Annotated in this window: 21 protein-coding genes; all 21 read left to right on the forward strand. The window is 34.6% G+C overall.

What is annotated here, in order from left to right; genetic code table 11:
- Positions 1–7: 7 nt before the first annotated feature.
- The 21 genes from D0T84_RS01585 (at position 8) to D0T84_RS01685 (ending at position 23,988) form a co-directional block, all read left to right on the forward strand.
- Positions 8–937 (forward strand): type VI secretion system baseplate subunit TssG, encoded by a 930-nt coding sequence (locus D0T84_RS01585; RefSeq protein ID WP_163305231.1) that lies wholly within the window; start codon positions 8–10, stop codon positions 935–937.
- Positions 938–961: 24 nt separating this feature from the next.
- On the forward strand, positions 962–2,803 hold the full coding sequence (locus tag D0T84_RS01590; RefSeq protein ID WP_163305232.1) for a type VI secretion system Vgr family protein: 1,842 nt from the start codon (positions 962–964) through the stop codon (positions 2,801–2,803).
- Between the two features lie 5 nt (positions 2,804–2,808).
- Positions 2,809–4,197, forward strand: a complete 1,389-nt coding sequence (locus D0T84_RS01595; protein WP_163305234.1) for a hypothetical protein — start codon at positions 2,809–2,811, stop codon at positions 4,195–4,197.
- Positions 4,198–4,297: 100 nt separating this feature from the next.
- Entirely contained in the window at positions 4,298–4,852 is a 555-nt protein-coding gene (locus D0T84_RS01600) for a hypothetical protein (RefSeq protein ID WP_163305236.1), read from the forward strand.
- A gap of 437 nt (positions 4,853–5,289) precedes the next feature.
- Positions 5,290–5,952, forward strand: coding sequence for a hypothetical protein (locus tag D0T84_RS01605; RefSeq protein WP_163305238.1), 663 nt, complete (start codon positions 5,290–5,292; stop codon positions 5,950–5,952).
- Between the two features lie 5 nt (positions 5,953–5,957).
- Positions 5,958–6,992: a DUF4280 domain-containing protein gene (locus tag D0T84_RS01610; protein WP_163305240.1), complete on the forward strand. Its 1,035-nt coding sequence runs from the start codon at positions 5,958–5,960 to the stop codon at positions 6,990–6,992.
- Between the two features lie 181 nt (positions 6,993–7,173).
- Positions 7,174–8,211: a hypothetical protein gene (locus tag D0T84_RS01615; protein WP_163305242.1), complete on the forward strand. Its 1,038-nt coding sequence runs from the start codon at positions 7,174–7,176 to the stop codon at positions 8,209–8,211.
- Positions 8,212–8,213: 2 nt separating this feature from the next.
- On the forward strand, positions 8,214–8,798 hold the full coding sequence (locus D0T84_RS01620; RefSeq protein WP_163305244.1) for a hypothetical protein: 585 nt from the start codon (positions 8,214–8,216) through the stop codon (positions 8,796–8,798).
- 36 nt (positions 8,799–8,834) lie between these two features.
- Positions 8,835–9,377 (forward strand): hypothetical protein, encoded by a 543-nt coding sequence (locus D0T84_RS01625; RefSeq protein WP_163305246.1) that lies wholly within the window; start codon positions 8,835–8,837, stop codon positions 9,375–9,377.
- A 117-nt stretch (positions 9,378–9,494) separates the two neighbouring features.
- Positions 9,495–11,405 carry a hypothetical protein gene (locus tag D0T84_RS01630; protein ID WP_163305248.1) on the forward strand — a complete coding sequence of 637 codons (1,911 nt, stop codon included), beginning with the start codon at positions 9,495–9,497 and terminating at the stop codon, positions 11,403–11,405.
- A 12-nt stretch (positions 11,406–11,417) separates the two neighbouring features.
- Positions 11,418–12,494: a hypothetical protein gene (locus D0T84_RS01635; protein ID WP_163305250.1), complete on the forward strand. Its 1,077-nt coding sequence runs from the start codon at positions 11,418–11,420 to the stop codon at positions 12,492–12,494.
- A gap of 130 nt (positions 12,495–12,624) precedes the next feature.
- Complete coding sequence (locus tag D0T84_RS01640) at positions 12,625–12,834, forward strand: hypothetical protein (RefSeq protein WP_163305252.1); 210 nt, start codon at positions 12,625–12,627, stop codon at positions 12,832–12,834.
- Between the two features lie 137 nt (positions 12,835–12,971).
- Complete coding sequence (gene tssO / locus D0T84_RS01645) at positions 12,972–13,469, forward strand: type VI secretion system TssO (protein ID WP_163305254.1); 498 nt, start codon at positions 12,972–12,974, stop codon at positions 13,467–13,469.
- 3 nt (positions 13,470–13,472) lie between these two features.
- Positions 13,473–13,979, forward strand: coding sequence for a type VI secretion system transmembrane protein TssO (locus D0T84_RS01650; protein WP_163305256.1), 507 nt, complete (start codon positions 13,473–13,475; stop codon positions 13,977–13,979).
- Positions 13,980–13,982: 3 nt separating this feature from the next.
- The gene (locus D0T84_RS01655; RefSeq protein ID WP_163305258.1) at positions 13,983–14,867 is read left to right on the forward strand and encodes a PKD domain-containing protein; all 885 of its coding nucleotides are present in this window, start codon (positions 13,983–13,985) and stop codon (positions 14,865–14,867) included.
- Entirely contained in the window at positions 14,864–17,398 is a 2,535-nt protein-coding gene (gene tssR / locus D0T84_RS01660) for a type VI secretion system protein TssR domain-containing protein (protein ID WP_163305260.1), read from the forward strand. The genes D0T84_RS01655 and tssR overlap by 4 nt, the downstream gene beginning before the upstream one ends.
- 8 nt (positions 17,399–17,406) lie before the next feature.
- Positions 17,407–19,179: a type VI secretion system baseplate subunit TssF gene (locus D0T84_RS01665; RefSeq protein WP_163305262.1), complete on the forward strand. Its 1,773-nt coding sequence runs from the start codon at positions 17,407–17,409 to the stop codon at positions 19,177–19,179.
- Between the two features lie 198 nt (positions 19,180–19,377).
- Complete coding sequence (locus D0T84_RS01670; RefSeq protein WP_163305264.1) at positions 19,378–21,864, forward strand: ATP-dependent Clp protease ATP-binding subunit; 2,487 nt, start codon at positions 19,378–19,380, stop codon at positions 21,862–21,864.
- A 14-nt stretch (positions 21,865–21,878) separates the two neighbouring features.
- Positions 21,879–22,721: a hypothetical protein gene (locus D0T84_RS01675; protein ID WP_163305266.1), complete on the forward strand. Its 843-nt coding sequence runs from the start codon at positions 21,879–21,881 to the stop codon at positions 22,719–22,721.
- On the forward strand, positions 22,711–22,893 hold the full coding sequence (locus D0T84_RS01680) for a hypothetical protein (protein WP_163305268.1): 183 nt from the start codon (positions 22,711–22,713) through the stop codon (positions 22,891–22,893). The genes D0T84_RS01675 and D0T84_RS01680 overlap by 11 nt, the downstream gene beginning before the upstream one ends.
- Positions 22,894–22,899: 6 nt before the next feature.
- Entirely contained in the window at positions 22,900–23,988 is a 1,089-nt protein-coding gene (locus D0T84_RS01685) for a hypothetical protein (protein ID WP_163305270.1), read from the forward strand.
- The last annotated feature ends 34 nt before the right edge of the window (positions 23,989–24,022 follow it).

Consider the following 24,022-nt stretch of genomic DNA (forward strand, 5'->3'; position numbering starts at 1 on the left):
AGTAAAGATGAAAAAAAGTTTTGTAGATATAAATACTATCGGTACAAACTTCAGGGCAGAGGTGCTGGCTTCCAAACTGATTGAGTCTGGTAGCAACGCTGAGAAACTTCTGATTGTCCGTCATAGGGGAGATAGAAAAGAAGTGTCTAAAGATATTGATAAAGTAAAATATCAATATTCCGAATTCGACATGATGGAATACCTGTATATCTATACAAACAGGCACAGTATTTACGATTCGCTGCCCGAAGGACTGTTTCATCAAACCTCAAGTTATGGAAGAACCCGTTCTACGGAAAGTATCATTCATGAAATAAAAGAACAAAGAGGAAAAGAATTGTCGATACGTAAGTTCTTCCAGCCCTTTGAGATTGCTATAGATAAACTGCTTATTGATGCGCAGGCTTACGAACAAAAATATGACAAGGCTCATTTCTACCGTAACCTGACCGATATACTAAAAGATTATTGGAATATATTGAAGTATCTGACAACCGGACAGGCTCTATTATTTATAAAAATAATCCCGATTTTGGAACACACTTCTGCCGATTTTGACTTAATGGCTAAGATAATGACTGTTATCTTGGATTGTCCGATAGGTATTCGTCAGGGTGAAAAATCGAGAATGAAGATGGATACCCAGAATTGTGTAAAATTGAAGGATTGGAGACTGGGGATTAATTCTGTACTGGGAAACGATGTAGAGTATGCCCAGCCCGACTTAATAGTTAATGTTGGACCAGTAAGCCTTCAGCAGATGCGCTTGTTTGAGTCGGGATGCAATAACAATTTAATATTGAAAGAACTGATAAACCTGATGATACCTTTCAATCGCAACACCATTGTTAGGTATCAGACAAATAAATCTGAAACCAGATTCCGTTTGTCGGGCGAAGGTCACACGGCATATTTAGGCATTAATACAACTTTATAATCAACACCTTAAAAAAGAAAGAATATGGCACCATCAGCAAATTTACTGGACGAAAAGCTTATCACCAATGCGTTTGTGCATATAGAAGGTGAACAGCTGAATATTGTTTCACTTTACCTTGACCAAGAATTTGGGCAACATCACAAATTCAAGGTTGTATTGGATTATGACATCATCAAGGATAGTTTCATGGGGAATCCACTGGAACAGATTGGTATGATAGGTAAATCTCTTGACATTGATTTACAACAAGGTAGAAATAGCGGTGGAGCCTATGAGTTCAGGGGTATTATTGATAAGGTATATACCGAAGGCAGGGAAGGAAAACACGGATATCTGGTGATCGAAGGTTCAAGCCCAACCAATTTGTTGGAAAGGGGTAAACGTCTTGATATATTTTCCGAAATGAGTCTGCAACAAGTATTTGAGGAGGTAACATATGCGATAACCAACAAAGCTTTTTCCAAATATAACAAACCTGTTTACAATGTTCCTATTGACTTCCTGATGCAATATTACGAAAGCGACTGGGAGTTTTTGCAACGTCTGTCGGCCATATCCGGCGAAACGCTGTTCTATACAGGACGTGATCTTGTATTTGGGCAATATAAAGACTGGGCGGCAACAGAAGTTATGTACGACAGGGAGATTACCCATATACAATTTGGCTCACGATTGTTAGCCAACACTTTTACAAATTATCAGTATCTTCCAGGAATGGATGATACGATTACCCAGGAATCGCCTGCTACAATAGAAAACTCTAACGACCGCTTGAATATGGCGGCGCAAAGAGGGCAGGATTTGGTGAAGAAGCGCCCTGTCATTGTTCCTTCGGCATTGAGTGTGGAAGACAAAGGTGCTTTGGACGATATGGTGACAAGACGTAAAACGGAAACTGCTGCCCAAACAATCTATGTGACAGGCAGGGCAAAAACATGTGCTCCCCGTATAGGACGTTTGCTGACTATACTGATGCCGGATGGTATGTCCGAATCGGGCAGTCTGGGTACTTACCGCATTGTGAAAGCAAAGCACTCCATTGATGAAAATCATCGTTATCAATGTGAATTTGAAGCGATTCCTGCCAGTTTGAAGTTCTTCCCAACTCCTGAATTGAAAATGCCTGTGGTTAATTCACTGAGGGGAACGGTAATCAAGAATGATGATCCGGATGGTCTTGGTAGGGTAAGAGTGGAATTTCCTTTTGCAGAAGACAGACAAAGTGCTACTTGGATGCGTGTGATGACTCCAAGTGCCGGATCGAGCGATATTGTCAACAAAAACAGAGGAATGGTGTTCGTACCCGAAGAAGGTGATCAGGTAATGGTGGGTTTTGAATTTGGCGATCCTAACCGTCCGTTTGTAATGGGATCAATGTTTCATGGAAAAAATACGGAAGGGGGTGGAATCAATAATGCGATTAAAAGCATGATGTTCAGAAGTGGTATCAAATTCGTCTTCAACGATGATGAAGGTTCTGTGCATTTGGAAGATCCTAGCGGATCGACTTATGATTTTGACGGTAAAGGGAATATTGCTGTGAATGCAGTGAAAAATATGAATCTTACTGTGGGTGAGAATATGACAATAGATATAGGTGAGAATTTGGATGTTAGTGTGGGCAAAGATGCTACTTCAAATATTGGGGGAAATCAGAAAACGGATGTTGGAGAAACAATTGAAGTATCTGCAAATGAGAGAAAGGAGAATATTGATCAAAATGCGGATATTAATATTGGAGAGAAGTTAACGCTTATGGCAAATGAAGCAGATATGTTTGCTAATGGAGGAGATTTTGTTATAAAATGTTCAGGAAAGGCTCTATTACAAGGAGTAGAAGATGCAAGAATTAGTAAAGGTTAATAGTTATGGGAAATTTCACAAGTTTTGCATATGATACTGCGTTGATGGCTTCTGCCACACCGCCCCCCCCTCCAAAGAAAGCAATAGCAATGGTAGAGTTCAGACCGCTGCCTGGAACATCTTATAATGGAGAATTCGGATTTGACTGGTTCAGGGTTGGAGATAACGGGGAGAGATCTTTCAAGAACGCGACTACTAATATGTCGATTAGTCTTACCGGAGGAACTACAACTTCAACTACCACTGTTATTACTCCTATAGCAGATATTCAGAATGAATATAAGAAGATTACTGTACTAAAGGCAAATCCACCTGTCAATATTACAGATAGTACTTATTATGTTCCATATCTTAACCTATATACTAAAGGGAGAGCTAATACTGTGAAAAATGGTGAAAAGCCACCTTTTGAAGCAGAATTACAGATAAAAATTACAATAGATGAAGAACTGGAAAAAGTTGAATTTGAATACGACAAAAAATGGTTCTCCATATCTTTTAACGGAGTTGTACAGGATACTCTTCCCGAGACAATTTTAACACCTTGTCCGAAAAGGGATTCTTCAATAATAAAAATAAGTTGCTACAATGAAGAATATGATGGATTTTCTTCGAATAAAGAACTTCTTGCATGGGCATATCCGAAAGGAAGTGTTGATAAAATAGATAGAAAATTAGTAGGTAAGATTAGAATTGGAGCAAATGACAAAAATCATAGGAAATTCGAGAAAATGGTTTTTATAAGAGTTAAAACAGATATTGAAGGTATAGGGTTAGGAGGTAACAGTAACTCAGGCCCAAGAACTGATGAAGAAGTTTATTTAAGGAGAGCTTTATATCAATCACTGACCTTTATGGATACTGAGCTTTATACAGAAGAACTTGATCTTACAGATAATGATGATTTTAAAATTACAGGGAGTAATTTTGGTAAATTTATTTATGAAAGAGGTGTAACACCAATTGGGACAATGGATATAAATAAGACAACTGACAGATGGCTTTATGTAGATCATATTGATTTTTTTAGCACTCTACACGCACTATTTATTGCAAGACCAGGAAACTCAAAATATAATAACTATTTTACAGCATTTTATTTTGAAGAACTTACATACGATTCTTATATAACTACCACAGGTGGAGGGGCTAAAACTTTAGGACAAGTAGAAAATATAGGAGTTAAAAATGTGTGCATATTCAGAGATAGAAATGACTGGACACTGGCACATGAAGCATTACACGGATATGGTTTACATCATCCTTTTAGTAGCTCTAGTAAACTCTTATTTATAAAAGAAGCAACTGATAATATAATGGACTATGGTTCTGCTCATCGTCCCTTTACATGGGCTTGGCAATGGAAAATTGTAAATCCTAAATTGAAAATATAGTTCGAAATAAATGAGAGGCAAAATTATATTTATATTAATTGTGTGCTTTCTATATTGCAATGAAAGCATAGCTCAAAACACGAATTTAATACCGATAAAAATGGATAAATTTGATATAAAACTTTTTAAAGAAAATGAACATGCAAAAGTATATACCTATAAGAAAGGTAAAGAAACTATTTCATTGTTTGATCTGAGTGATGTATATAGAAAATCAATCTATTATGAAGATAATGCTTTTGAGGATCATATATCATATTTCAAAGAAGAATTGACAGTTTGTGGTATATATAGAAAATTATATAATATGTATATTGGCACAATCAAATATTATGACATAAATGGTAATTTAGAAAAGGAACGGAATATGGATGCTCCATTCCCTTACTCTATAGACGATGTACGTAACTGGATAAAGAAAAAGTATGATGTTGATATCTTCGAAAAAAAAGAGGGGTATATGATGAGCCGAAGCGAAACTCCTATTCCTCATTATATGCTTAAGTTTCTGACAAAAGACGGGAAATTCATCATGTATAGCATAAATGGTGTAAATGGTGAAATCATATTTCAGAATATTAATGGTGAAGAAAAAGAAGTTAACCCTGTCGATTGGGCAAAAGAGGCTGCTAAAAGGAAGGAGCAGAAAGAGTGATGTAAGGATCTTTATTCTCTGCTTATTACAATGAATCAAAACTGAAAACATAACCAGCAAAGCAAAAGACTATTTTACTTATTCGGATTAATACCTATTGAGTTGTAATATAGTTATTGCCCAACAGAAAACAGATTCAATATTAAACTATATGGGAAAATTTGATATAGAACAATTTGAAAAAACAGTATAGGAATATGTTATAGCAATAAAGAAGATGATAGAACTATCGATTGGGCAAAAGAAGCTACTAAAAAAGGCAGTAATAATTATATGAAATAATAATGTTTTATCTACAAACAAATACACTAAATAGAACACTTATAACTGAAGACGGGAAGGAGAACCGCGAAAGTTTCAGTTGTGTCAGATATATTAAGTTACATACTTTAACTAATAGATCTGAAAAAAAAGTATTTTATAACAAAGACTTAAAAATGCACTTTGAGTCATCAAATTTATATCGCAATTACGAAATTGAAATTGTAAAAGTATTCGTTGAATTTGAAGGAGATTTGAAGAAAGCACAAGATTTTCAAAGAAGATTAAACTATAAATATGATTGGATACAAGTTGAGATATGCAACAATGGTAAGATAACAAATATTGGGAATTTAGAAGATATTCGTTCTAACTGGTTATTATTGAGACAAAAACTACAGGATGATTATGCTGGAGCCTCTGTTAAAGATTGTTTAGATAAGTTATCAAATCAGTTTTTAGATGATGACTATTTCAATAACCTTTTTATTCGATATTATGAGTACGGGCTTTTATTCCCTACTATACCAGAAAAACATACAGATACCTGGCAAGATAAAAGAATAATATATCTGGATACTTTTACAGAATCTCAAATGATTGAAACTACAACTTTTTTTAGTGAGAATGATGAGTTTAAGACATACAATTTAAATATAACAAAAGAGGCTAATAACAATCATATAAATTTAATAAGTGCTAATGGACAATTAGAACGGATTAAAAAAGATAATTTAATTCAGAAATGTGATGTTAAAGTAAAATACTTTTATGATGAATCAATAATAAATGAATGGAATTTCGGTCTGGAACGAATTGTTGAACCAAATAATAATTAATTGATATGGGTATATTCGCAATAATAGCAATAGTAGCAGTTGCAGTAATTGCTATAGCTTTAATAATATCAGCTATAATAAATGAAAAATCGTCTAATGCAACATCGGAAAATGAAAAAGAAGACACATATAAAAAAGAGAAACAAGAAAGAGAATGGACTGACCCCAATGAAAATGCAAAATATGTTTGTCATGGCGGCAAAGTACAATGTCAATTTTGTAATGTACCAATATCTGAGATTATAGTTACATCTACCACAGTCTTGTTACAAGACAAACCTTGGGCTACAGTGAAAGATAAAAATGGTCTAGTAAATTTGAATTTCACAGGATTGTGTATGCATCCATCCCAGCAAAAGCCGATGTGTCCACCACCACCTTGTAAAGCTGTCATTAATTTGGGTGAATGGAAAAACTATTCCGAAACAAAAATTGATAATATGAATGCTCTTGTAGTTCAATCAACAATACCATGTATGATCAGCGGGCAAGATTTAAAAATTGTTCATAGTGGACAGAGAGCAGAACTAGGAGCAATAGAACCCAAAGCAAAATTGGTGCCTCGAATAATAGAATCTTACTGGATGAACGAAGATGATGAACGAATCGAAACAATAGAACCGAATAAAAGAGCTAGCCTTGTAATAAGAACCGAAGATTACAAGAAAAAAGATGAGTTAAAAATAACTCTTCCTATAAATGGAGAAGAAAGAGAATATGTTACTTCTGTAAATAGTGAAGGTATTGCAATATTAGAAAATATATTTGTCTATGAAGCCAATCACTTGAAAAAAGAACCTCGCATAATAGAAGCTTATTGGCGTAATGAAAATGGAGAAAAAATATCGGAAGTGTATGCGGATGAAAAAGCAGAACTATTTATAAGGACAGAGGGGTATAAAAAAGGAAGTAAGGTAACTGTGACAATAAAAAAAGAGAGTAATAAAGCATTTGAACTTGGCCAAGAAAAAGTAATACGAATGGCAGAAGTTAATAGTGAAGGTATTGCTATTATAAAAAAATATAAATCTTGGACGTGATTTAATATCATATTAATTGTCAAATAACAATCGTTCGTTAAATTTCATATGTAATTGATAATCAGATTATTGCAAAATGCAATTCCGTTCATATAAATGACTTATAATCAACATATTGTCATTTTTAAAATATTGAAAATTCAAAAATTTAACGGACCATTGAAATAAAATATAAGTAACTATGTGTCAAAACGAAAGAGAAAATATAAATGTTGTTGTAGAAGTTGAAAATGAAAATGGAATAATACAAGAACAAGATGCAGAACCTATTGTTGCCATCATAGTACATTATGATATATATTGGGATAGGAAGGGAAAAGAAATTTTGCGGATACGGAATGAGGAAAGAATAAATCGCACATTCATCGTACTTACAGATAAAGAGACTTCTGATTTATATAAAAATGAAGATGGCAGTGTTGCTGGAGTTCATGGAATTAATAAAAATGTGGCAGAAACAACAGAGAGGAATATTTTGAGTTTGAGAGATGTAGAACATAGAATAGCAATTCAGCGATTAACAAATGAATCAGCAAATATTATTCAAATTGAAAATATCGAAGTCTTACTCGAAATGCTGAAAGTTGCAAAAAATGATAACGGAAACGGAGGAACAGAAGATGCTCAAAATAGAGAATATGGAGGAATAATAGATCTTAATGGAAATTTTGAAAACACACAAGGAGATCCAAGTAATCCTGAAAATCAAGAATTTGCATTCATTCAATTTGTGTATATCCCTGGTAATATAAAGTGTACGTTTCATACACATCCAAGTGGGGAGATTAAAAGATATTATTACAATGGCTCTGAATTGACAAAAAATGAATATGAGGAACAAAAAAAGAAAATAAATATGGGTGCATCTTTTCAAGAAACAACAAGGAATTGGCAACAGCCTCCTTCACGTCCAGATATTCAAAATATTGCGACAACAAATTATGTGTTTGCGATGAATAATAAAAATGTATATGTATATGATAATTTGGGGGTAAGGGCTTATTTTAAACAGAATATTATAAGTGATTTTTTGAAAGATAAGCAGAAACAAGAAACTGAGGTTCTAAAAAATAGACAAAAGCAAGAAAAAGAAAGTGCAAGAAATTTATCCAAAAATCAAAAAGCTGAGATGGACAACAGACATAAATCAGACATGGATAATCTGAAAAGAAACCATTTAAGGGAAGAGCAAGCAACACCAATACCAGTAAATAATTAAAAATGAAAAAATACATATTGCTTTTTCTCATGGTCTTTATATTCCAAAAGGGAATAGGACAAATTCTAACGACAACGGTTGTTGCTAAAAATAAAAATTATATTTCTGTAATAACATCTATGGATCAAGATCCTGTGCAACAAAAGCAAAATGAAAAACTAATCCAATGTTGTATTAAATACATAAAAGAATATTATCCTAAAATATCCTATCCTATAATTATTATTTTTGATTCTGGTCGATTTAGTGATTTTAGGACAAAGATTTTATATGACAACTACAATGGAGATGCTCTATTTGAATCAGATGAAAGATTGGACCAGTTAAAAAAAACAGGTGTCATATCAGATCAAATAGGGATTAAAATATATATTAAGAATAAGGATATTGATACCCTTTTGACTTTGTTAGACTACGGAATCACTCATGAAAAGAAATTTAGAAAACAGTTTTGGAAAATAAGAAAACAGCAGAGAATAACTGTAGAAGACGAAAATAGTTTAATTGTAGAAGAAAACGAAGATGTTAATAGAATTTTAAGTAAATCTAAGCGGAAAATAAAAGAGTTTTTAAATAATGAAAGATAGTCATAAAGAAGAAAATTCTAAACATAATTTTATAGTATGAAAATGATGAAGCATATTATTTCATTAATATTTATAATACTAAGTAATACATCGAATATCTATGCAGATACAGGCAAAGAATATTTATATTCAATGAAATATGTAACATTTGAAATTGATGGTAATTGGTCTGATGAAGAAATAAAAGCCTCTAAAGATTACAAAAACGCTATAATATGTAATGATTTTATACTAGAGAATTACTCAAATATTAAATTCCCCATATTTTTAAAAACATGTTTTGAAATTGGAAAGGAACCTTGTTGTCGAATAAGTTATGACACATATATTGGGGGAGGAGCATTAAATATAAATATTAATTCTTATGAAAAAATGGTGAAAGAAAAAGGTATACTTTCAAAAATTGGGATTAATCTTTGGATTCATCTGTACGAATCTCCCGAAAATATATTAAAGCTTTTAGAACATGCAATAAAACAAGAACCGAAACTGAAAAAGACACATAAGGAATTAAGAAAGATAATAAAAACCAAAGGTTATCTAACTAGTAAGGAACAAGAATTATTGGATGTAGAATAGGCATACTTACTACAGCTATTATCTCAGCATCCAAGTAGTAAAGTCGAAACATTTTTGAAAAAATATAGAGAAGATTCTTTAAACGGAAACACACTTCACCATTAAAATATAATTATTATGAGTGATATAGAAACTGTAAGTGCAGATATAGAAGGAATAAATGAAACAATTTTTACTCCATTAACAGTAACTGAATCTATTTTACCTATTGTTAAGGTTGAATTGTCAACAAATAATATCCCCGATATTAATTCTAAAGCTAAACTAACCCACTATGAAGCGACTGATAGGAATATTCCTGCAAGAAATCCATATGTGGCTGAACCTGACCCTAACTATACACATTTAGGTAGCACAGAAAGATATTTTATTTCATTACTAAAATTAAGGGTCATTCCTGGATCAAATATAAATCTGACTTGTAGATTGACGAAGGGAAGTACTTCTATTGGGCGTACAGTATCTGTTAAGATGCAAACACCAATAAGAGGTTTTACAGTATCTCCTGCATCAACAGATAATATGATGAAAGATTCTACTTTTCCGATTACATTGGCTTTTGCTTCAAGATTGAGGGATATTGAATCGTCTTCTTTTGATCAACAATTTGATCATTGTCCTTTGATATTTACAGTAGAGGAAGATGGAGCAGAGGTGGAAGTCGGCAGGCTTAATTTGATATTGGATAATCGACCTCTTTTCTATTTGAATGCAGAACCAAAAGATTACAAAGGTGAATATGGATTCGATTACATAAAAAAAGAATACGTAGAACCAGAAAGAAGAGTGAATGGAACAAAAACACCAATATGTACTACGATACCTCAATTACAAGCGGTATATAATCCAACACATTTTTTTGATTATCAATATGATGCATATTTTTCGTCTTGGATAGCTTTAATGCCTCCAGCCCAAGGGCAGACAACAGGTACCAATTACAGATTAAAATTGACCAGAAAAGAGTTAGCAGGAGATTTTCCAAATAGGTTTAATTTGGAATTCAGATGTACAAACCCAAACATACAAATAAATGATCATGCATTAAATAACATAAATGCTCCATATCGTATACCATATAGTAATAACCTGGAGTTTAATATTCGATGTGCGGGAGTTATTGCGAGAAATGCAGGGGATGAGGTTGCTATAGATATATTTGCTGTTTTAGAAAACACGAATATACAACCATATCAGGTCGGACGTATATTGGTCTATCCTAATAATAATGTGAGAAATGTGGAAATCGTTCTTGTTCATGTTGTATTTAGTAATTCTTGTAACGGACAATTGAATAGTAAATATAAAAGGAACGGAAATGATAGCTTGCAAAATATATTGAACAATAAATCTCTAAATCAGCTTTTAGTTTCTTGTTCAACGAATAATGTTGCTACACCTCAAGTTATTGATTTAAGAAATACAGCCGATGGACAAAATATAATTACAACATATGGATTGAATAATCCTGATATAAGAGTTTATAGATATAAAGATACAGATGGGGTTACGGATAGATTTAGTACTACACCTCCTGCTAGCTTTGAAGATTATAAAGAAGGATTAGCAGGAAATACGATAATTGGTAATAATCTAAATAATTTTAGAAGTGCTTTAAATAGGTTAGTTATATCCCAAGGAATATTGACTCCTTCGCAGCAAACAGCATTTGATAATCAAAATCTTAAAATTATTATGTTGATTAATGTTAACGTCCAAGAGTCAGCAAGTACATCTGCTGCTGATAGATATAATAGTAGTTTTACATCAGGTGAAGCTTTTATTGGAGGGAATACGACCCCTATCTACTGTAAAAGGATTACAAACGAGACTAAATTTAATGAAACTGTGATTCACGAAATTGGACATTTACTAGGCTTAAATCATACTTTTTCCACTTCTCTTCAATTTTTACATGGATATACTGATTTTTTTATGGACTATGACTATGATAATAATACTTTTCAGCGTACTAGCTATAGAAAAACTCTATTTCTGAAGTCAGAATGGGATACAATTGCTAGATAAAATATCAAAAAGATGAAAATATATAAACTTATTGGGTTAATTATCGTTGCTTTATTATCTGTAACCTGCAGTAGATATATTAAAGTAAATGATTATGATGGTCATGATACTTATGTCTATAAAGGGAATCGTAAAAATATGACTGAAACTAATTTTTATCCATTTGAACGGTCTTGGGATACAACCTTTACAGGGTATAAAATTGTATATACCGCTGAGGATCGAAAAGCTAGGGCTTATGTCTTTGATACTATTCCTTTTTGCGGTAAAAATAATAAATCAGTATCAAACACAATATATGAAGTGTATTATTATAAAGGGCAACCTCGCTTTACAAAAGAAGTTGGGCGATTTATGGAAGGAGGCTTTCGCCATCAGAATAGAAAAATAATTGATGTAAAAAATTGGGAAAAACAAGTAGAGTTAGGCTTAACCGAAAAACCGCCGAAATTGACAATAAAATACCCAATTCTTTCTAAAAAATTTGAATCAGATACAACTAATTATACAGCAAATGATATCGAATATATGCTCAAAGGTCACATACGTAGGAATAACGTGAGTTATGGAATTAATGATTCAGATAGCTCGTATATTTATCTTCGAAAAGATGGTTTTACCCGCCTGTCAGCTACTCCAAGTCGCATATTTGTGAAACAACCGGATAAAACTAGAAAAATGATTCCTTTTTGGATATCTGATTTTCCCGAAAATTTATCTGAATTGAATGTATTTCCAAATGAAAATGTTTCTGCTATGTTCCATTTAATACCCGATTCTTTATTGAATAGCAAATCTTGTGAATTTTCATTCGATAATATTGCATATAAAAACACCAAATACTCCCCTCCCGAATATTATGCTGAGTTTATTAATATAAAATTTAAAGATGGGAATTATAAAACATGGCTATATCATAAATATGAAGATGATAGTATTAATATATTAAATAAATATCCTTGGATGCGTAAATTTATTGATGATATTGAGTTTTTATATTTTTTACCTCCTTCAAATTATCAAGAATATATAGACTATGATTTTACACTTGGAGATACTTGTTGTCAGAAATCAATCCAAATAAGATAACTATGCAAGCACAATATCACAAAGAAATCATTCAAGGTTACTAGAATTCACAGGTTGCTTATCATAAATATATTTATATAAGTTTTTAGAAGTATGATAATGTATTCGTTATAAGTGTTATACGATTTAGATGGGCGAAGAAGAAAAAGGTATTTTAAAGGAGGCTCAAAGGAGATTATATTATAATCTGCCTTCAATTATTCAATTATTTGCGGAAGCGAAGGCTGAAACTAATCCGCAAATGCAAATCTCTCGTCTTGAATTATTATTAGATATGACACTACTGATATCAAAACACAGGAAGGAAAAAAATATTTCTCGAAATGCTAAAATATACTGATAATAAGGATAGTAAACTTGCAAAAACCGACTGGGATTTGTACGATAATTATGATAAACAGGTTGAAAATGGATATTATACTGTTACAGAATCTAAGATATGATTATTTAGATAAGTAAAAATACAAGATAAACCCTATGCGTGCCAAAAACCATAAAGAAATCACCAAAGGTTACTGGAAATTCTCCGGTTACCTTATCGCCTGTGTCTTTGCAGGCGTATTGATCTACTTCTGTTATATCAGGACATCCAATATTGAAGTAGACCGTATAGTAGAGAAAACTGAAGAATACGATAAAATCTATGTCAAGCAAATAGATTTAGCCAATCGGATTGATTCGCTCTATCAATATACGATGATGTTCAATACCAATAAGAACGATATACACCTACTCCGTTCGGTTAGTAGCCGCAAACAGGAAATTCTTTCCATGATGGACGATATGAGTAGCCGTGACATACGCCTCTATCAGAAGTTGATGAGCGAAGTCAATGTTTTTCTCGGAGTAAAAGACTCCATCCGAACAGCCAAAACAGAAGAAGGTATGATAAAAACCGATTTGTTGAAATGTACCGAAGAAAACAAACAGGCGTCACGCCAGTTAACCATTGGGGGAATAACAGTAAAAAAGTAGGATATGGATAAAAAAACAAAAATAACCAAAAATAAACGGGAAAAAACTATCGGCTTTGTATATGTATCTATCTTATTTGGAATAGCGACATTTATATGCTGTTGGTGCCTGTTTTACTATACTGATACTAAGAGCGAAACCCGCAAAGAATTTGTTATCGCGAAGATGGACCGCATCCGCGCTTTCCAAAATGTACAGGATGAACAAATGTTGATAGTCGATTCTATTTATAACAAGATCAAGACCTTTAATCCGGGCATTAATGCCAGCTACGAAGAGAATGATATCAAGTTCTATCTTGCCGAAATTAAAAAGCTCTATGACGACAACAGTTACGACGGACGCTATAAGATATTCTCACAAGTACCAGCCTTTTACAATATGTGGTTCGCCGATAAAAAAGAACTATGGAGCAAGCAGCAAAATATTATCCGTTTCAGTAAAAATTTAGAAGACTGCCAGATCGGATTGGAAAAGAAAGTAGATGAACTAAAGAATACAAAGAAGTAGATCATGCAAAAATTACTGAATCACCGGGTTTATATCATTATTATAGCCATTGCGCTCGTTCTTGGCATTACTTTTCTTGTACGTTCCTGTATGTACAGTAAGGAGATACAAGCAACAGTTAGTCCCTTGGATGTAGAGACGGGAATCCCCGTTTCTTATGCTGACAGCACTAAAGGAGCGGATAAGTGGTATTGGGAGTTTGGTAATGGCGACACATCGTCAGACAGGCGTGGAGAATATGTTTTTCCCGAAACGGGTAAATACCAGATACGCCTTACTGTTAATGGAAATCTGGAAAAGAAATTTATTGTCAATGTCCGTTCCCCTAAAAAAGACGAATCGTTAGACCTGATAAAGATTGATGCCCCAAAAGAAGCCTTGCAAGGAGAATATATCACATTTCGGGGAGTGGGAAATTCAAAAGACTGGCGTTGGGAATTTGGCGAAACAGGACAGGTCGATGCCATTGAGAAGAACGCTATCTACAAGTATGAATTACCGGGACGGTATATTGTCCAGTTAAGGACGGAAGAAACCAAATATCCTGTTGTACATCAGATTGATATCATACCACAGTATTCGGATACGGATACAACTGATGTAGCATCTATTATAGGGAACGATATAAAAGAGAAACTGCAAGCCATAGTAGATCAAAAGCCATTCAATAAGAACTATAACTATGTAATGAGCACTTATCTCTGCAACAATCCCAACACACTGGTGATTGTGAATAATGACAAGAAAAATGATTTCTATTCCTACTGTCAGGGATTAAAGATTATCGGACGAAAAAGAACAATAATAGAAAACGTACTGATCGATGTTGAAGAAACAGAAAGTTGTATCAACAAACTGATAGTTATCCAAACAGACTTAGAGCAATGAACATGCCGAACAAAACTACAAATAAACCACTAATACCAATCTTGTTGGGAGTTCTGTTACTTATTTCTTCCTGTGGACCTGTACATCGTTTCACAAGGGTAAAAAAAACTCCCCGTGAGTATTCCCTGAACTATTGCGGAGAGGATACCAAAGCCCCGAAGACGGACTTGAATAAAGAGCCGTGGATCGTTTATTCGGACAGGACAGAGAACCAGACTTACAACAATGGCGGAGGAAAGGTCAAAGCCAAAGATGTGGATTACCTTGACCCATTCCTTGTTATTGGCACCAAAAATAAAGGCGAATATTTGAAACTGATAAAATATACACCGGATATACTTAAAAACGGAAAACTCGATTATAAGAAAGCCGAATATTACGGCTGGATACATAAGTCTAAACTACTCTTAAATCAACAATCAGTAACGGATATCAACAGTGGAAAGAAAAACAAGATGCTGGCTGTATTTGCCGATACTTTATCCATTAACGAGCCGGAAAAATACTTTGCTGTAGATTCTCTGAAATTGTACAAAGATTTAGATCAGAAGTCACAGGCCGGGACTATTTCCCCTTATAGTGTTATCTATCAGCTCAAGCAATCAGCAGATGGAACAATGACCTTGGTTGCAAATAAACCTTATATCAAAGCTGAAACTGTAAAAGAAGATGTTTTGGGTTGGGTAGATAATTCCCTGATAAAAGATATCGGAACAGGACTACATGTTAACCTGCAAACCATCCCACTTGAAACCAAACATTTTTTCATAAATAAAAGCGAGGAGATTCCTGTTACGGAAGATATATCGGATGTAAGCCGGATGCTTTGTGAACAGTACAAGACAATCAGATTCAATCCCGTATCGTCTTATTCAACTAAAGATTCTCTGGTTGCTTTCAGAACCCGTATGGCTTTGCCTGTATTTGATTACAGCAACAACTACATATTCAATGTCAACGGAAATCAAATATCACACAAACAGTTCAGGGATATAGCCAAAGGACTGAAGAAAATCAATATATCTTTTGTCTTTGATGGAGGAGAGCAAACCATATCGCAGTTTCCGCAGATAGTTAATGCCTTGCAAAATCTTCAACCCTTGTTTGAACAATCGGATGACTATTACACTTACCGGTTCAATTGTGTGATGACCTTTGACGAAACAGGCAAGATCTTTCATCCGTTAAATACCGGTCTTACATCGGATTATTCCGAGATTGTTAATTTTCTGTCGGACAAGGCCAACATGAAAGACAAACTCCGAGCAATTAAATTACCCCGCAATTCATGGCCTGCACTTCGCAAGGCTGTGGAGTGTTTCGATAAACACAGGGATGCAACCAACCTGATTGTTTTAATCGGTGACAAAAGACTAACAAATTCAGGTATTGACTCAACCTTTACGAATCGTATACTAAAGAACAATTGTCGTATAGTGGGTTTTCAGGTGTATGCCGGAGAAGGTGATGATTACAACAACTTTGTTCTCGACATAGAAGATATGATCAACTCTTATGCTGACGGAATGATAAAAACAAAGCGAAACATCTTAGTATCTCCTGAACAAATAAAGCGGATAAATTATTATGAACAGGTAGGGGAACAAAAGAATAGCTATCGCCTGGACTTTCCTGCAAACAGTATAAGCCAAGGGGCATTGTTTTTCCCTCAGAAGAACGAATCCCTGCCGATGGAAATACTGACCAATAATGTGGACACCATCATTCAACAAATCAAACAGGATAATAATAGTATAACTCAATATATGTCGAAGGCCTTTCGTTCAGTTGGGAACAACAGGACTAGATTTGACAGCCTTTTCGTCCAAAACTTTGGCATAGATACTCTACGCATTCCACAGAAAAAACTAATAGGCAGTTTCGTTCAGGAAACACCGGGATGGTATGTGCCATCGAAAATCATTGTACTGAATGATTCAGTAAACAAGGTACAGGATTATCACCTGATGCTGTCGGAAGCGGAAATGAAAGAACTTAAGGAATTTGTTGCCACCTTGTCAGAAAAAGAAGTGGACTTTATTTATCAGCAAAAGAAAAAAGAAGATCAGAAGCGTAAACCCTGCAACTGTCCCGAAGACGATTTGTTCAGGGAACTGGAAAAAGAAAAAGCCGAAGCTCTGGCAAACGATACCATTATAGGGAAAGAAGAATTTTATATAAGAATTGTTGGTCCCGGAGAATATGCCAGTACAAAGAGAGTACGCAAGCATCTGGCAAAAACATTACTGAAACCTATCAAATATTGCAAATTGTGTAAAGAAAAAGGCAGTAAACTAAAACAACTGACACTTGCCGAAGCACAATATAGAATAACTGGATGTCCTACATCGAATAATGTTCTGAACGCTATCCGGATAAAAGACCTCAAAGATAAGAAGGTTGTCCCGGACGAAATGCTGGACGGCTTGGTTACTTATTACAAGAAAATGAAAAAGGAACTGGACAAGGCCGAACAATTTGAGTCGAATGGAGAAATATATTATTGGGTGGACAGGAAGTTATTACCATAAAACAGAAAATGAAAAGTAAAGAAGCCATACGAACAGATATAATACGCTATGCCAATTTGGTTTGGAATACCAAAAACTTCAATAATTTGAATCCTTTGGTGCAATTAATGATAGAGGAGGTTAGTCATGAACTATTCTTATTAGATAATAAACTGGAGGAAATAGACTATTCCGTACTTTGTAAATTAGTAAAGCGGCTATCCCCCCGAATGTATAACTACATACGGCCAAGTCATGCCATTTTGAAAGTAGAGTCTAATAAATCGATATGCAAATTAGAAAGAAAAGCCGGTTTTTTGTTAAAGAAATTACCTGATAATATACGAGAAAAAGATATAACATCAGTAATATACACTCCGGTAACAGATATAATACTTCATAAAGTAAACATTAATTATATTATTTGTGATAAAATCATCCATCAATTGGATAGTTCTGGTAACCGAAGGATTGTCGGAACCACTACGCAAAGATCAAAATACAACAAAGTCTGGATTGGTTTGGATATTGATACAGAAATAGAAACACTAAAGGATATTGCCTTTTATCTGGATTTTAAACATTTGCCTGATCATCACGAATATTACGATATACTGACAGAGTTAAAATGGAATTTCGGAAATAAGCCTTTAAAGACAACATATGGTTTCCCAATCCATAATGATACCAATCTTAGTAAAGAGGAAAAAGAAATATTGGATTTTTATAGAGATCATTTTATAACAATTAGTTCTAAAATAAATATTAAAGATATTGAAAAGGAAAATCTGCCAAAAGATTTAATTGATATCGTAGACAAAGAGATTACTTCTTCAATACCCCCTTTATATTGGCTATCTGTAACGTTTCCCGCAAATTTCTCTCAGGCTGACATAGAGAAAATGTCAATATCATTAAATGCCTTTCCTGTTATTAATAGATATTATAACGAAACGGATGTTTTAGAAAAAGACTTTGGGGCACTTGTTTCTTTATCATCTGGTATCCTGCAAGAATTTATTACAATAGAAACCATTACAGACTTACATGAAAACGAGTATAATTGTGTGGATTATGTATCCATCGAAGGTGAATACGAGGTCTTGCCTACCAAAAGAAAAAATATGGATGATCCTCGTATTGTAGACTATCTGGAGCGTTTGGTAGATATTATACATGATGAAAGGTCAGCATTTACAGGTATAGATAATGATAAGATCATAAATGTTTTGAATGCTGTGTCTTCTATTCAAGACAATGATACTAAAAAGATCGAACTAAATAGAATAAATGAATCGGCTGAGGTTGCTTTGCTAAGTGTAAAACCATGTGAAAATGCTGGTTCCATTTATGTTTCTTATTGGACAACACACGCCGATTTATTAAATGGAATACCAGAAGGTACAACGTTAATGGCTAACAAGATACCCGAGCTAACTAAAGCAGAAGTAATGTTGCTAACAGAAACTAATGGTGGTCGCAATTTGTACAATATGGAAAGCCTAAAAGCGATAAATAACTTTTACCTAACCTCCAAAAACCGGATACTAACGAAATACAATATTCTGAGCTTCTGTAAAATAGAATTGGGAGGATACATTGAAAATATAGATGTTGTCCGTAAAGCGATAATCAGTCATAAATTGAAAGAAGGTATTATTATCGTTATGGAGATACAAGTAACCCCCAAACGACAATATATTGATTATTTTAAACAAAAAGGAGTATTTAAAGACCTGCTCATAAGGTTACAACAAAGGTCTCCAAATAACTTCAATTATAGAATAAAGCTCATAGAATAACTAAGTTGAATGATAGATTCAAATCATATGGAGATTCTTATACGGAGTATAATCCGTTTGAAAAGTAGATAGTTGCCTGTTTTGTGACCGGCATCTTATCTTCTGCCAGAACGAGAGCAGAGGGATTGATAAAAATCCCTCATACTCTCAAACTTAAAAAGCAAAGTTTAAATAAATACAAAGGCGATACTTTAAATTATGGATTTTATAAACTTAAACGAAACAGTCAAAACGGCAATCAGGATATCACAGTCTATTGCCCGTGAATATTATAATGCGAACTATGGAGCATCGCACTTATTAAAGGCTTTATTGCATAAGGAAATCGGTATTCGCGATTTTGTCCTGAGTATGGATAAAGATCTCGGATATTTTGAAGAATGGGCTGAAATGCGTATCGAAGACTTTCCAAAAGCAGGAGTGGTTGCAGACATACAACCTGACGACAAAATTTCGATGGTGTTTGAAGAGGCAGATAATGTTCGCCTGAAACTGGGTTTATTGGAAATCAACCCGATTTGTGTATTGGCGGCTTTGGCACGTCCTAACATTGCATTTACTACTGATCAGCTAAAATCATTTCCATTGCGGGAAAACGAAATATTCGACCTCTATGTAAGCGGAAAGCAAACAGCATCGTCCATTGGGGTATCAAACCAAATGCAATCTTTCATCACATCGGAAGAAAACGGGGCAATGCCTCTTGTGAATCTGATGAAATACTGTGTCGATAAAACGGCATTGGCTCAGGATATGAAAGTGCATAGTATTGTCAGCCGCGACAAGGAAACCCGCATGATGATGGAAATACTCGGACGGCACAGCAAGCCGAATGTCATGATTATTGGAGATTCCGGTGTCGGAAAAACTGCTCTGGTTGACGGACTTGCACACGATATAGTAAATGGTAAAATACCACCATATCTGGCAGGAACTGTGGTTTATGAACTCGATACAGGAGCTCTGATTGCCGGCGCAACATATAAAGGAGAGATTGAAGATCGTATAAAAAATATTATAAAAGAAATAAGAGGCGTTGATAATGCGATTCTTTTCATAGACGAAATACATGTCCTGCTCGATCCTAAACAAGGGAATTCGGGAGCAGCTAATATTTTGAAACCTGAACTTTCGAAAGGCGATCTGACAGTGATCGGAGCAACTACTGTCGATGAATATCGCAAGCAAATAGAGCCGGATCATGCTTTCAGTCGCCGTTTTGAAGTACTGCAAGTGAATGAGCCCGATATTGCTTCGGCTATACTAATGATGCACTCTGTTTTGCCTCGCTATTCAGAATTCCACAAACTGGAAATCTCAAAAGAAGCCGTAGAAGAATGTGTTCGTATGGCTAAGCGATACGATAAAGACCGTCGTTTGCCCGATTCGGCTATTGATCTGATGGATAGAACAATGTCGGCTACAAAGATGGTGAATGAAACGGCGAAGGATGATATTCAGCATTTTACTCAAGAACTGGCAAATATAGAAGGGGCGGTCGAAAAATCGGATGAAGAGAGATTGGAAGATTTACGTTTCTTGCATTTTTCGATGCAGAACAGGTTAAGCCCGATTTTGCTGGGAATTATTACGGACGAAACGGATGTAAAGGAAATAGAAGACTCTCAAAAGTTATTTGATTATATAAATAAGTCATTGGATGTATTGCGGGACTTCGCAAAAGAGAAAATAACAGCTATACAACCACATGAAATAGCGGCAATTATATCCTCAAAGACTGGTATTCCGATTGGCAAGGTTCAGGCGCAGGAAAAAGAACGTCTGTTAGGAATGGAAGATTTATTGAGAAGGAGGGTCGTAGGTCAGGATGGAGCGTTAAAGTCATTGGTGGATGCTATTCTTGAATCACGAAGCGGTCTGAATAAAGCCGGACAACCGATAGGCTCATTCTTCTTGTTAGGACCAACAGGTACGGGTAAAACAGAATTGGCTAAATCACTCGCGGAGGTTTTATTTAATGATGAAAAAGCAATGATCCGCTTCGATATGTCGGAGTTTAAGGAAGAACATTCGGCAGCTTTGCTTTATGGAGCACCTCCGGGATATGTGGGTTATGAAGAGGGTGGATTATTGGTAAACAAAATCCGGCAACAGCCTTATGCTGTGGTTCTTTTTGATGAAATAGAAAAGGCGCATCAGTCGGTTTATGATATCTTTCTTCAAATAATGGATGAAGGGAAGCTTCACGACCGGTTGGGTAAGGAAGGTGATTTTTCCAATGCTATCGTTTTGTTTACTTCCAACGTAGGAAGTCAATGGCTTACAGAACAACTCAATCAAGGAATCACGCCCGAAACCACACAACTGATGGAAGTAATGGGGCAGTATTTCCGTCCCGAATTTCTGGCTCGACTTTCCGAGATTGTCCCATTCTCTCCGATCAATGAGACGATGTTGTTGAAAATATTCAACATACAATTACGTAGCCTTGAGGATGCTTTAAGTAAGCAGGGTATCGAACTGGAGATAGACGAAGAAACCAGAAAGATGCTCGCTTCAAGAGGGTTTACGCCCAAATATGGTGCAAGGCAGATCGCAGGAACCATCCGCACCCATTTGAGACGCCCTATATCCCGACTGATTGTAGGAAACAAACTCGCTCACGGGCAAAAACTTACGGTAAGAAAAGACGAAAAAAGCGAATTAATTTGGGATATCAAATAATAAGATATAATATTATGAATAATAGTACACAAGAATCAAAACAAATACCTTTAACGGAAGTATTAGTAAAAACTACTTATTTTACACAGTCTACCCATCCTAGTGATACAGAATGTTCAAGACCGATGTATTTTGGGTGTGGATTTATGATAAGGTATAAAGATGAAACTTTTTTTGTTACTGCAGATCATAATCTCCATCCTGAAGATTATGATAATGAAACCAAAGTAATGAAAAGGACTTGGGTTGATTATACTATCTCAATCTTTAATAATGTGAAACCAGTGGAACAGCCTTTATCGACAGTTATCACTCCTTTAGGAGGATTTTTCTATATGGAAAAATACGATATAATGAAACCTAAGGATTTACCCGAACTAATGGATGTTTGTGTTTGTATGATGAAGCCTATTAATTTCACATATCCGTTCTTAACAGACGAAGTGGTTTTTTCAGAGCATACCATAAATGTAGGAGAGCAGAAATTCTGTTTTATTGAAGATATGATGGAAGAACCACGAGAGAACATGATGTATTTTGTATTTGGTAAAATAAATGCCGAAACGAAAGGTATTCGAATACATTCAGAAAATACCCTTAAAGAGAATCTAAGATATATTTGTAAATCTGGTGATTTCTATTTATTAGAAACTCCTGACATTGTAGTCTATGAAGAGTGGGCAGGGCTAAGTGGATCTCCGGTTATAAGCGAAGAAGGGAACTGTATTGGTGTATTATGCTCAGTTTTACCTGAAAAAAAGATAATTTGTGTGATGTCAATAGAAAAAGTTAAAATGCTATTGGATTTAGCTATTTTGGAAAACGGAAAATATAAAGACATAGGCAATGAAAGTTAGTGAAATTATAGAATTATTACAAGACCAAAAGGAACGATACGGTGATAATGAAGTTAAAGTTCGCGACCATTATTCCGGCATTTGCTATAATATCGAATATGTAACTTATTGGAGTAAAGAAAAAGAATATCATATAGGTATAAGACAAGATGCAATAAGGGAAGATGAATAACAACATATGATAATCACAAGAAAAATACAAATATATCCAATCGGTACTCCCGAAGAAAAGAAAGTACATTGGAGTACAATATTTGGTTGGCAGGATATGACTTACCGTTTGGCTAACCAAATAGCAACACATCGTTATATTCAGGATGGGCTTATCCAAATGCTTTATCTGGAAGATGGTATAAAAAGAAAATTGGCAGACCATAAGAAAGATGAATTCGGTATTTTAAATACATCAAATCAAAATTCGACTTATGAGATTTCAAAAGCTTTTGACAAACTTCCTGCAGATATCAGGACATCAGTCAACCAGTATGTGAGTAATTATTATAACAAAGAAAAAAGTGAATACTTTACAGGTAAACGTAGTTTGAGAAATTACAAAAGAACACTGCCGATTCCTTTTCCGGCAAAATCGATGAGGCGGTTACAGTGGAACGAGGAGATAAACAACTTTGAGTTCGTCCTTTTCGGCATTTCTTTCAGAACACTTTTAGGTTATGACAGATCGAATAATCGAATTATGATTGAAAGATGCCTATCCGGAGAAGTCCGTATGTGTGGGAACTCAATACAAATAGAAGAGAAAAAAACTTTTTTACTACTTAAAATTGATATTCCATCCCAAAAAGTAAAATTGAATCCCAATAATGTTACTTATGCTATACTAGGCATTGACAATCCTATTATTGCAGCAAACAATGAAGATAACTTATACGATGATAAGAAATACCTGATCGGCTCTAAAGACGAGTTCTTTTATCAGAAGAAACAGATACAGGAAGCTTTGAGGCGTGCTATGCAAGTAGCAAGGTATAATAAAGGAGGTAAGGGTAGAAAACGCAAAATGCAAAGTATTGATCGTTTTGAAAAAAAGGAAGCCAACTATGTCAATACTAAATTACACACTTATTCAAAAATCTTGGTAAATTATGCAAAGAATAACAAGTCTCAAAAATTAGTGCTGATTGAACAATCCAAAAATGAAATTTCCGAAGGCGAACTGGCGATCTTAAGAAATTGGTCTTATTTCGGCCTCATAGAAAAGATACAATATAAAGCCGCTTATTGGGGAATAGAAATTGAAAAAAAATAATGAAAAATTAGCGGGGTAGCTGTATACCCTAAAC

It is taken from the genome of Dysgonomonas sp. 521 (assembly GCF_010501055.1).
Taxonomy (GTDB): Bacteria; Bacteroidota; Bacteroidia; order Bacteroidales; family Dysgonomonadaceae; genus Dysgonomonas.

What these genes read in the sequence shown, in the direction of transcription:
- D0T84_RS01590 (WP_163305232.1), top strand. Translation starts at nt 962, where the DNA reads ATGGCACCATCAGCAAATTTACTGGACGAAAAGCTTATCACCAATGCG.
- D0T84_RS01585 (WP_163305231.1), top strand. Translation starts at nt 8, where the DNA reads ATGAAAAAAAGTTTTGTAGATATAAATACTATCGGTACAAACTTCAGG.
- D0T84_RS01615 (WP_163305242.1), top strand. Translation starts at nt 7,174, where the DNA reads ATGTGTCAAAACGAAAGAGAAAATATAAATGTTGTTGTAGAAGTTGAA.
- D0T84_RS01675 (WP_163305266.1), top strand. Translation starts at nt 21,879, where the DNA reads ATGAATAATAGTACACAAGAATCAAAACAAATACCTTTAACGGAAGTA.
- D0T84_RS01670 (WP_163305264.1), top strand. Translation starts at nt 19,378, where the DNA reads ATGGATTTTATAAACTTAAACGAAACAGTCAAAACGGCAATCAGGATA.
- D0T84_RS01595 (WP_163305234.1), top strand. Translation starts at nt 2,809, where the DNA reads ATGGGAAATTTCACAAGTTTTGCATATGATACTGCGTTGATGGCTTCT.
- D0T84_RS01625 (WP_163305246.1), top strand. Translation starts at nt 8,835, where the DNA reads ATGAAAATGATGAAGCATATTATTTCATTAATATTTATAATACTAAGT.
- tssR (WP_163305260.1), top strand. Translation starts at nt 14,864, where the DNA reads ATGAACATGCCGAACAAAACTACAAATAAACCACTAATACCAATCTTG.
- D0T84_RS01635 (WP_163305250.1), top strand. Translation starts at nt 11,418, where the DNA reads ATGAAAATATATAAACTTATTGGGTTAATTATCGTTGCTTTATTATCT.
- D0T84_RS01680 (WP_163305268.1), top strand. Translation starts at nt 22,711, where the DNA reads ATGAAAGTTAGTGAAATTATAGAATTATTACAAGACCAAAAGGAACGA.
- D0T84_RS01665 (WP_163305262.1), top strand. Translation starts at nt 17,407, where the DNA reads ATGAAAAGTAAAGAAGCCATACGAACAGATATAATACGCTATGCCAAT.
- D0T84_RS01600 (WP_163305236.1), top strand. Translation starts at nt 4,298, where the DNA reads ATGGATAAATTTGATATAAAACTTTTTAAAGAAAATGAACATGCAAAA.
- D0T84_RS01685 (WP_163305270.1), top strand. Translation starts at nt 22,900, where the DNA reads ATGATAATCACAAGAAAAATACAAATATATCCAATCGGTACTCCCGAA.
- D0T84_RS01630 (WP_163305248.1), top strand. Translation starts at nt 9,495, where the DNA reads ATGAGTGATATAGAAACTGTAAGTGCAGATATAGAAGGAATAAATGAA.
- D0T84_RS01605 (WP_163305238.1), top strand. Translation starts at nt 5,290, where the DNA reads ATGCACTTTGAGTCATCAAATTTATATCGCAATTACGAAATTGAAATT.
- D0T84_RS01610 (WP_163305240.1), top strand. Translation starts at nt 5,958, where the DNA reads ATGGGTATATTCGCAATAATAGCAATAGTAGCAGTTGCAGTAATTGCT.
- D0T84_RS01650 (WP_163305256.1), top strand. Translation starts at nt 13,473, where the DNA reads ATGGATAAAAAAACAAAAATAACCAAAAATAAACGGGAAAAAACTATC.
- D0T84_RS01620 (WP_163305244.1), top strand. Translation starts at nt 8,214, where the DNA reads ATGAAAAAATACATATTGCTTTTTCTCATGGTCTTTATATTCCAAAAG.
- tssO (WP_163305254.1), top strand. Translation starts at nt 12,972, where the DNA reads ATGCGTGCCAAAAACCATAAAGAAATCACCAAAGGTTACTGGAAATTC.
- D0T84_RS01640 (WP_163305252.1), top strand. Translation starts at nt 12,625, where the DNA reads ATGGGCGAAGAAGAAAAAGGTATTTTAAAGGAGGCTCAAAGGAGATTA.
- D0T84_RS01655 (WP_163305258.1), top strand. Translation starts at nt 13,983, where the DNA reads ATGCAAAAATTACTGAATCACCGGGTTTATATCATTATTATAGCCATT.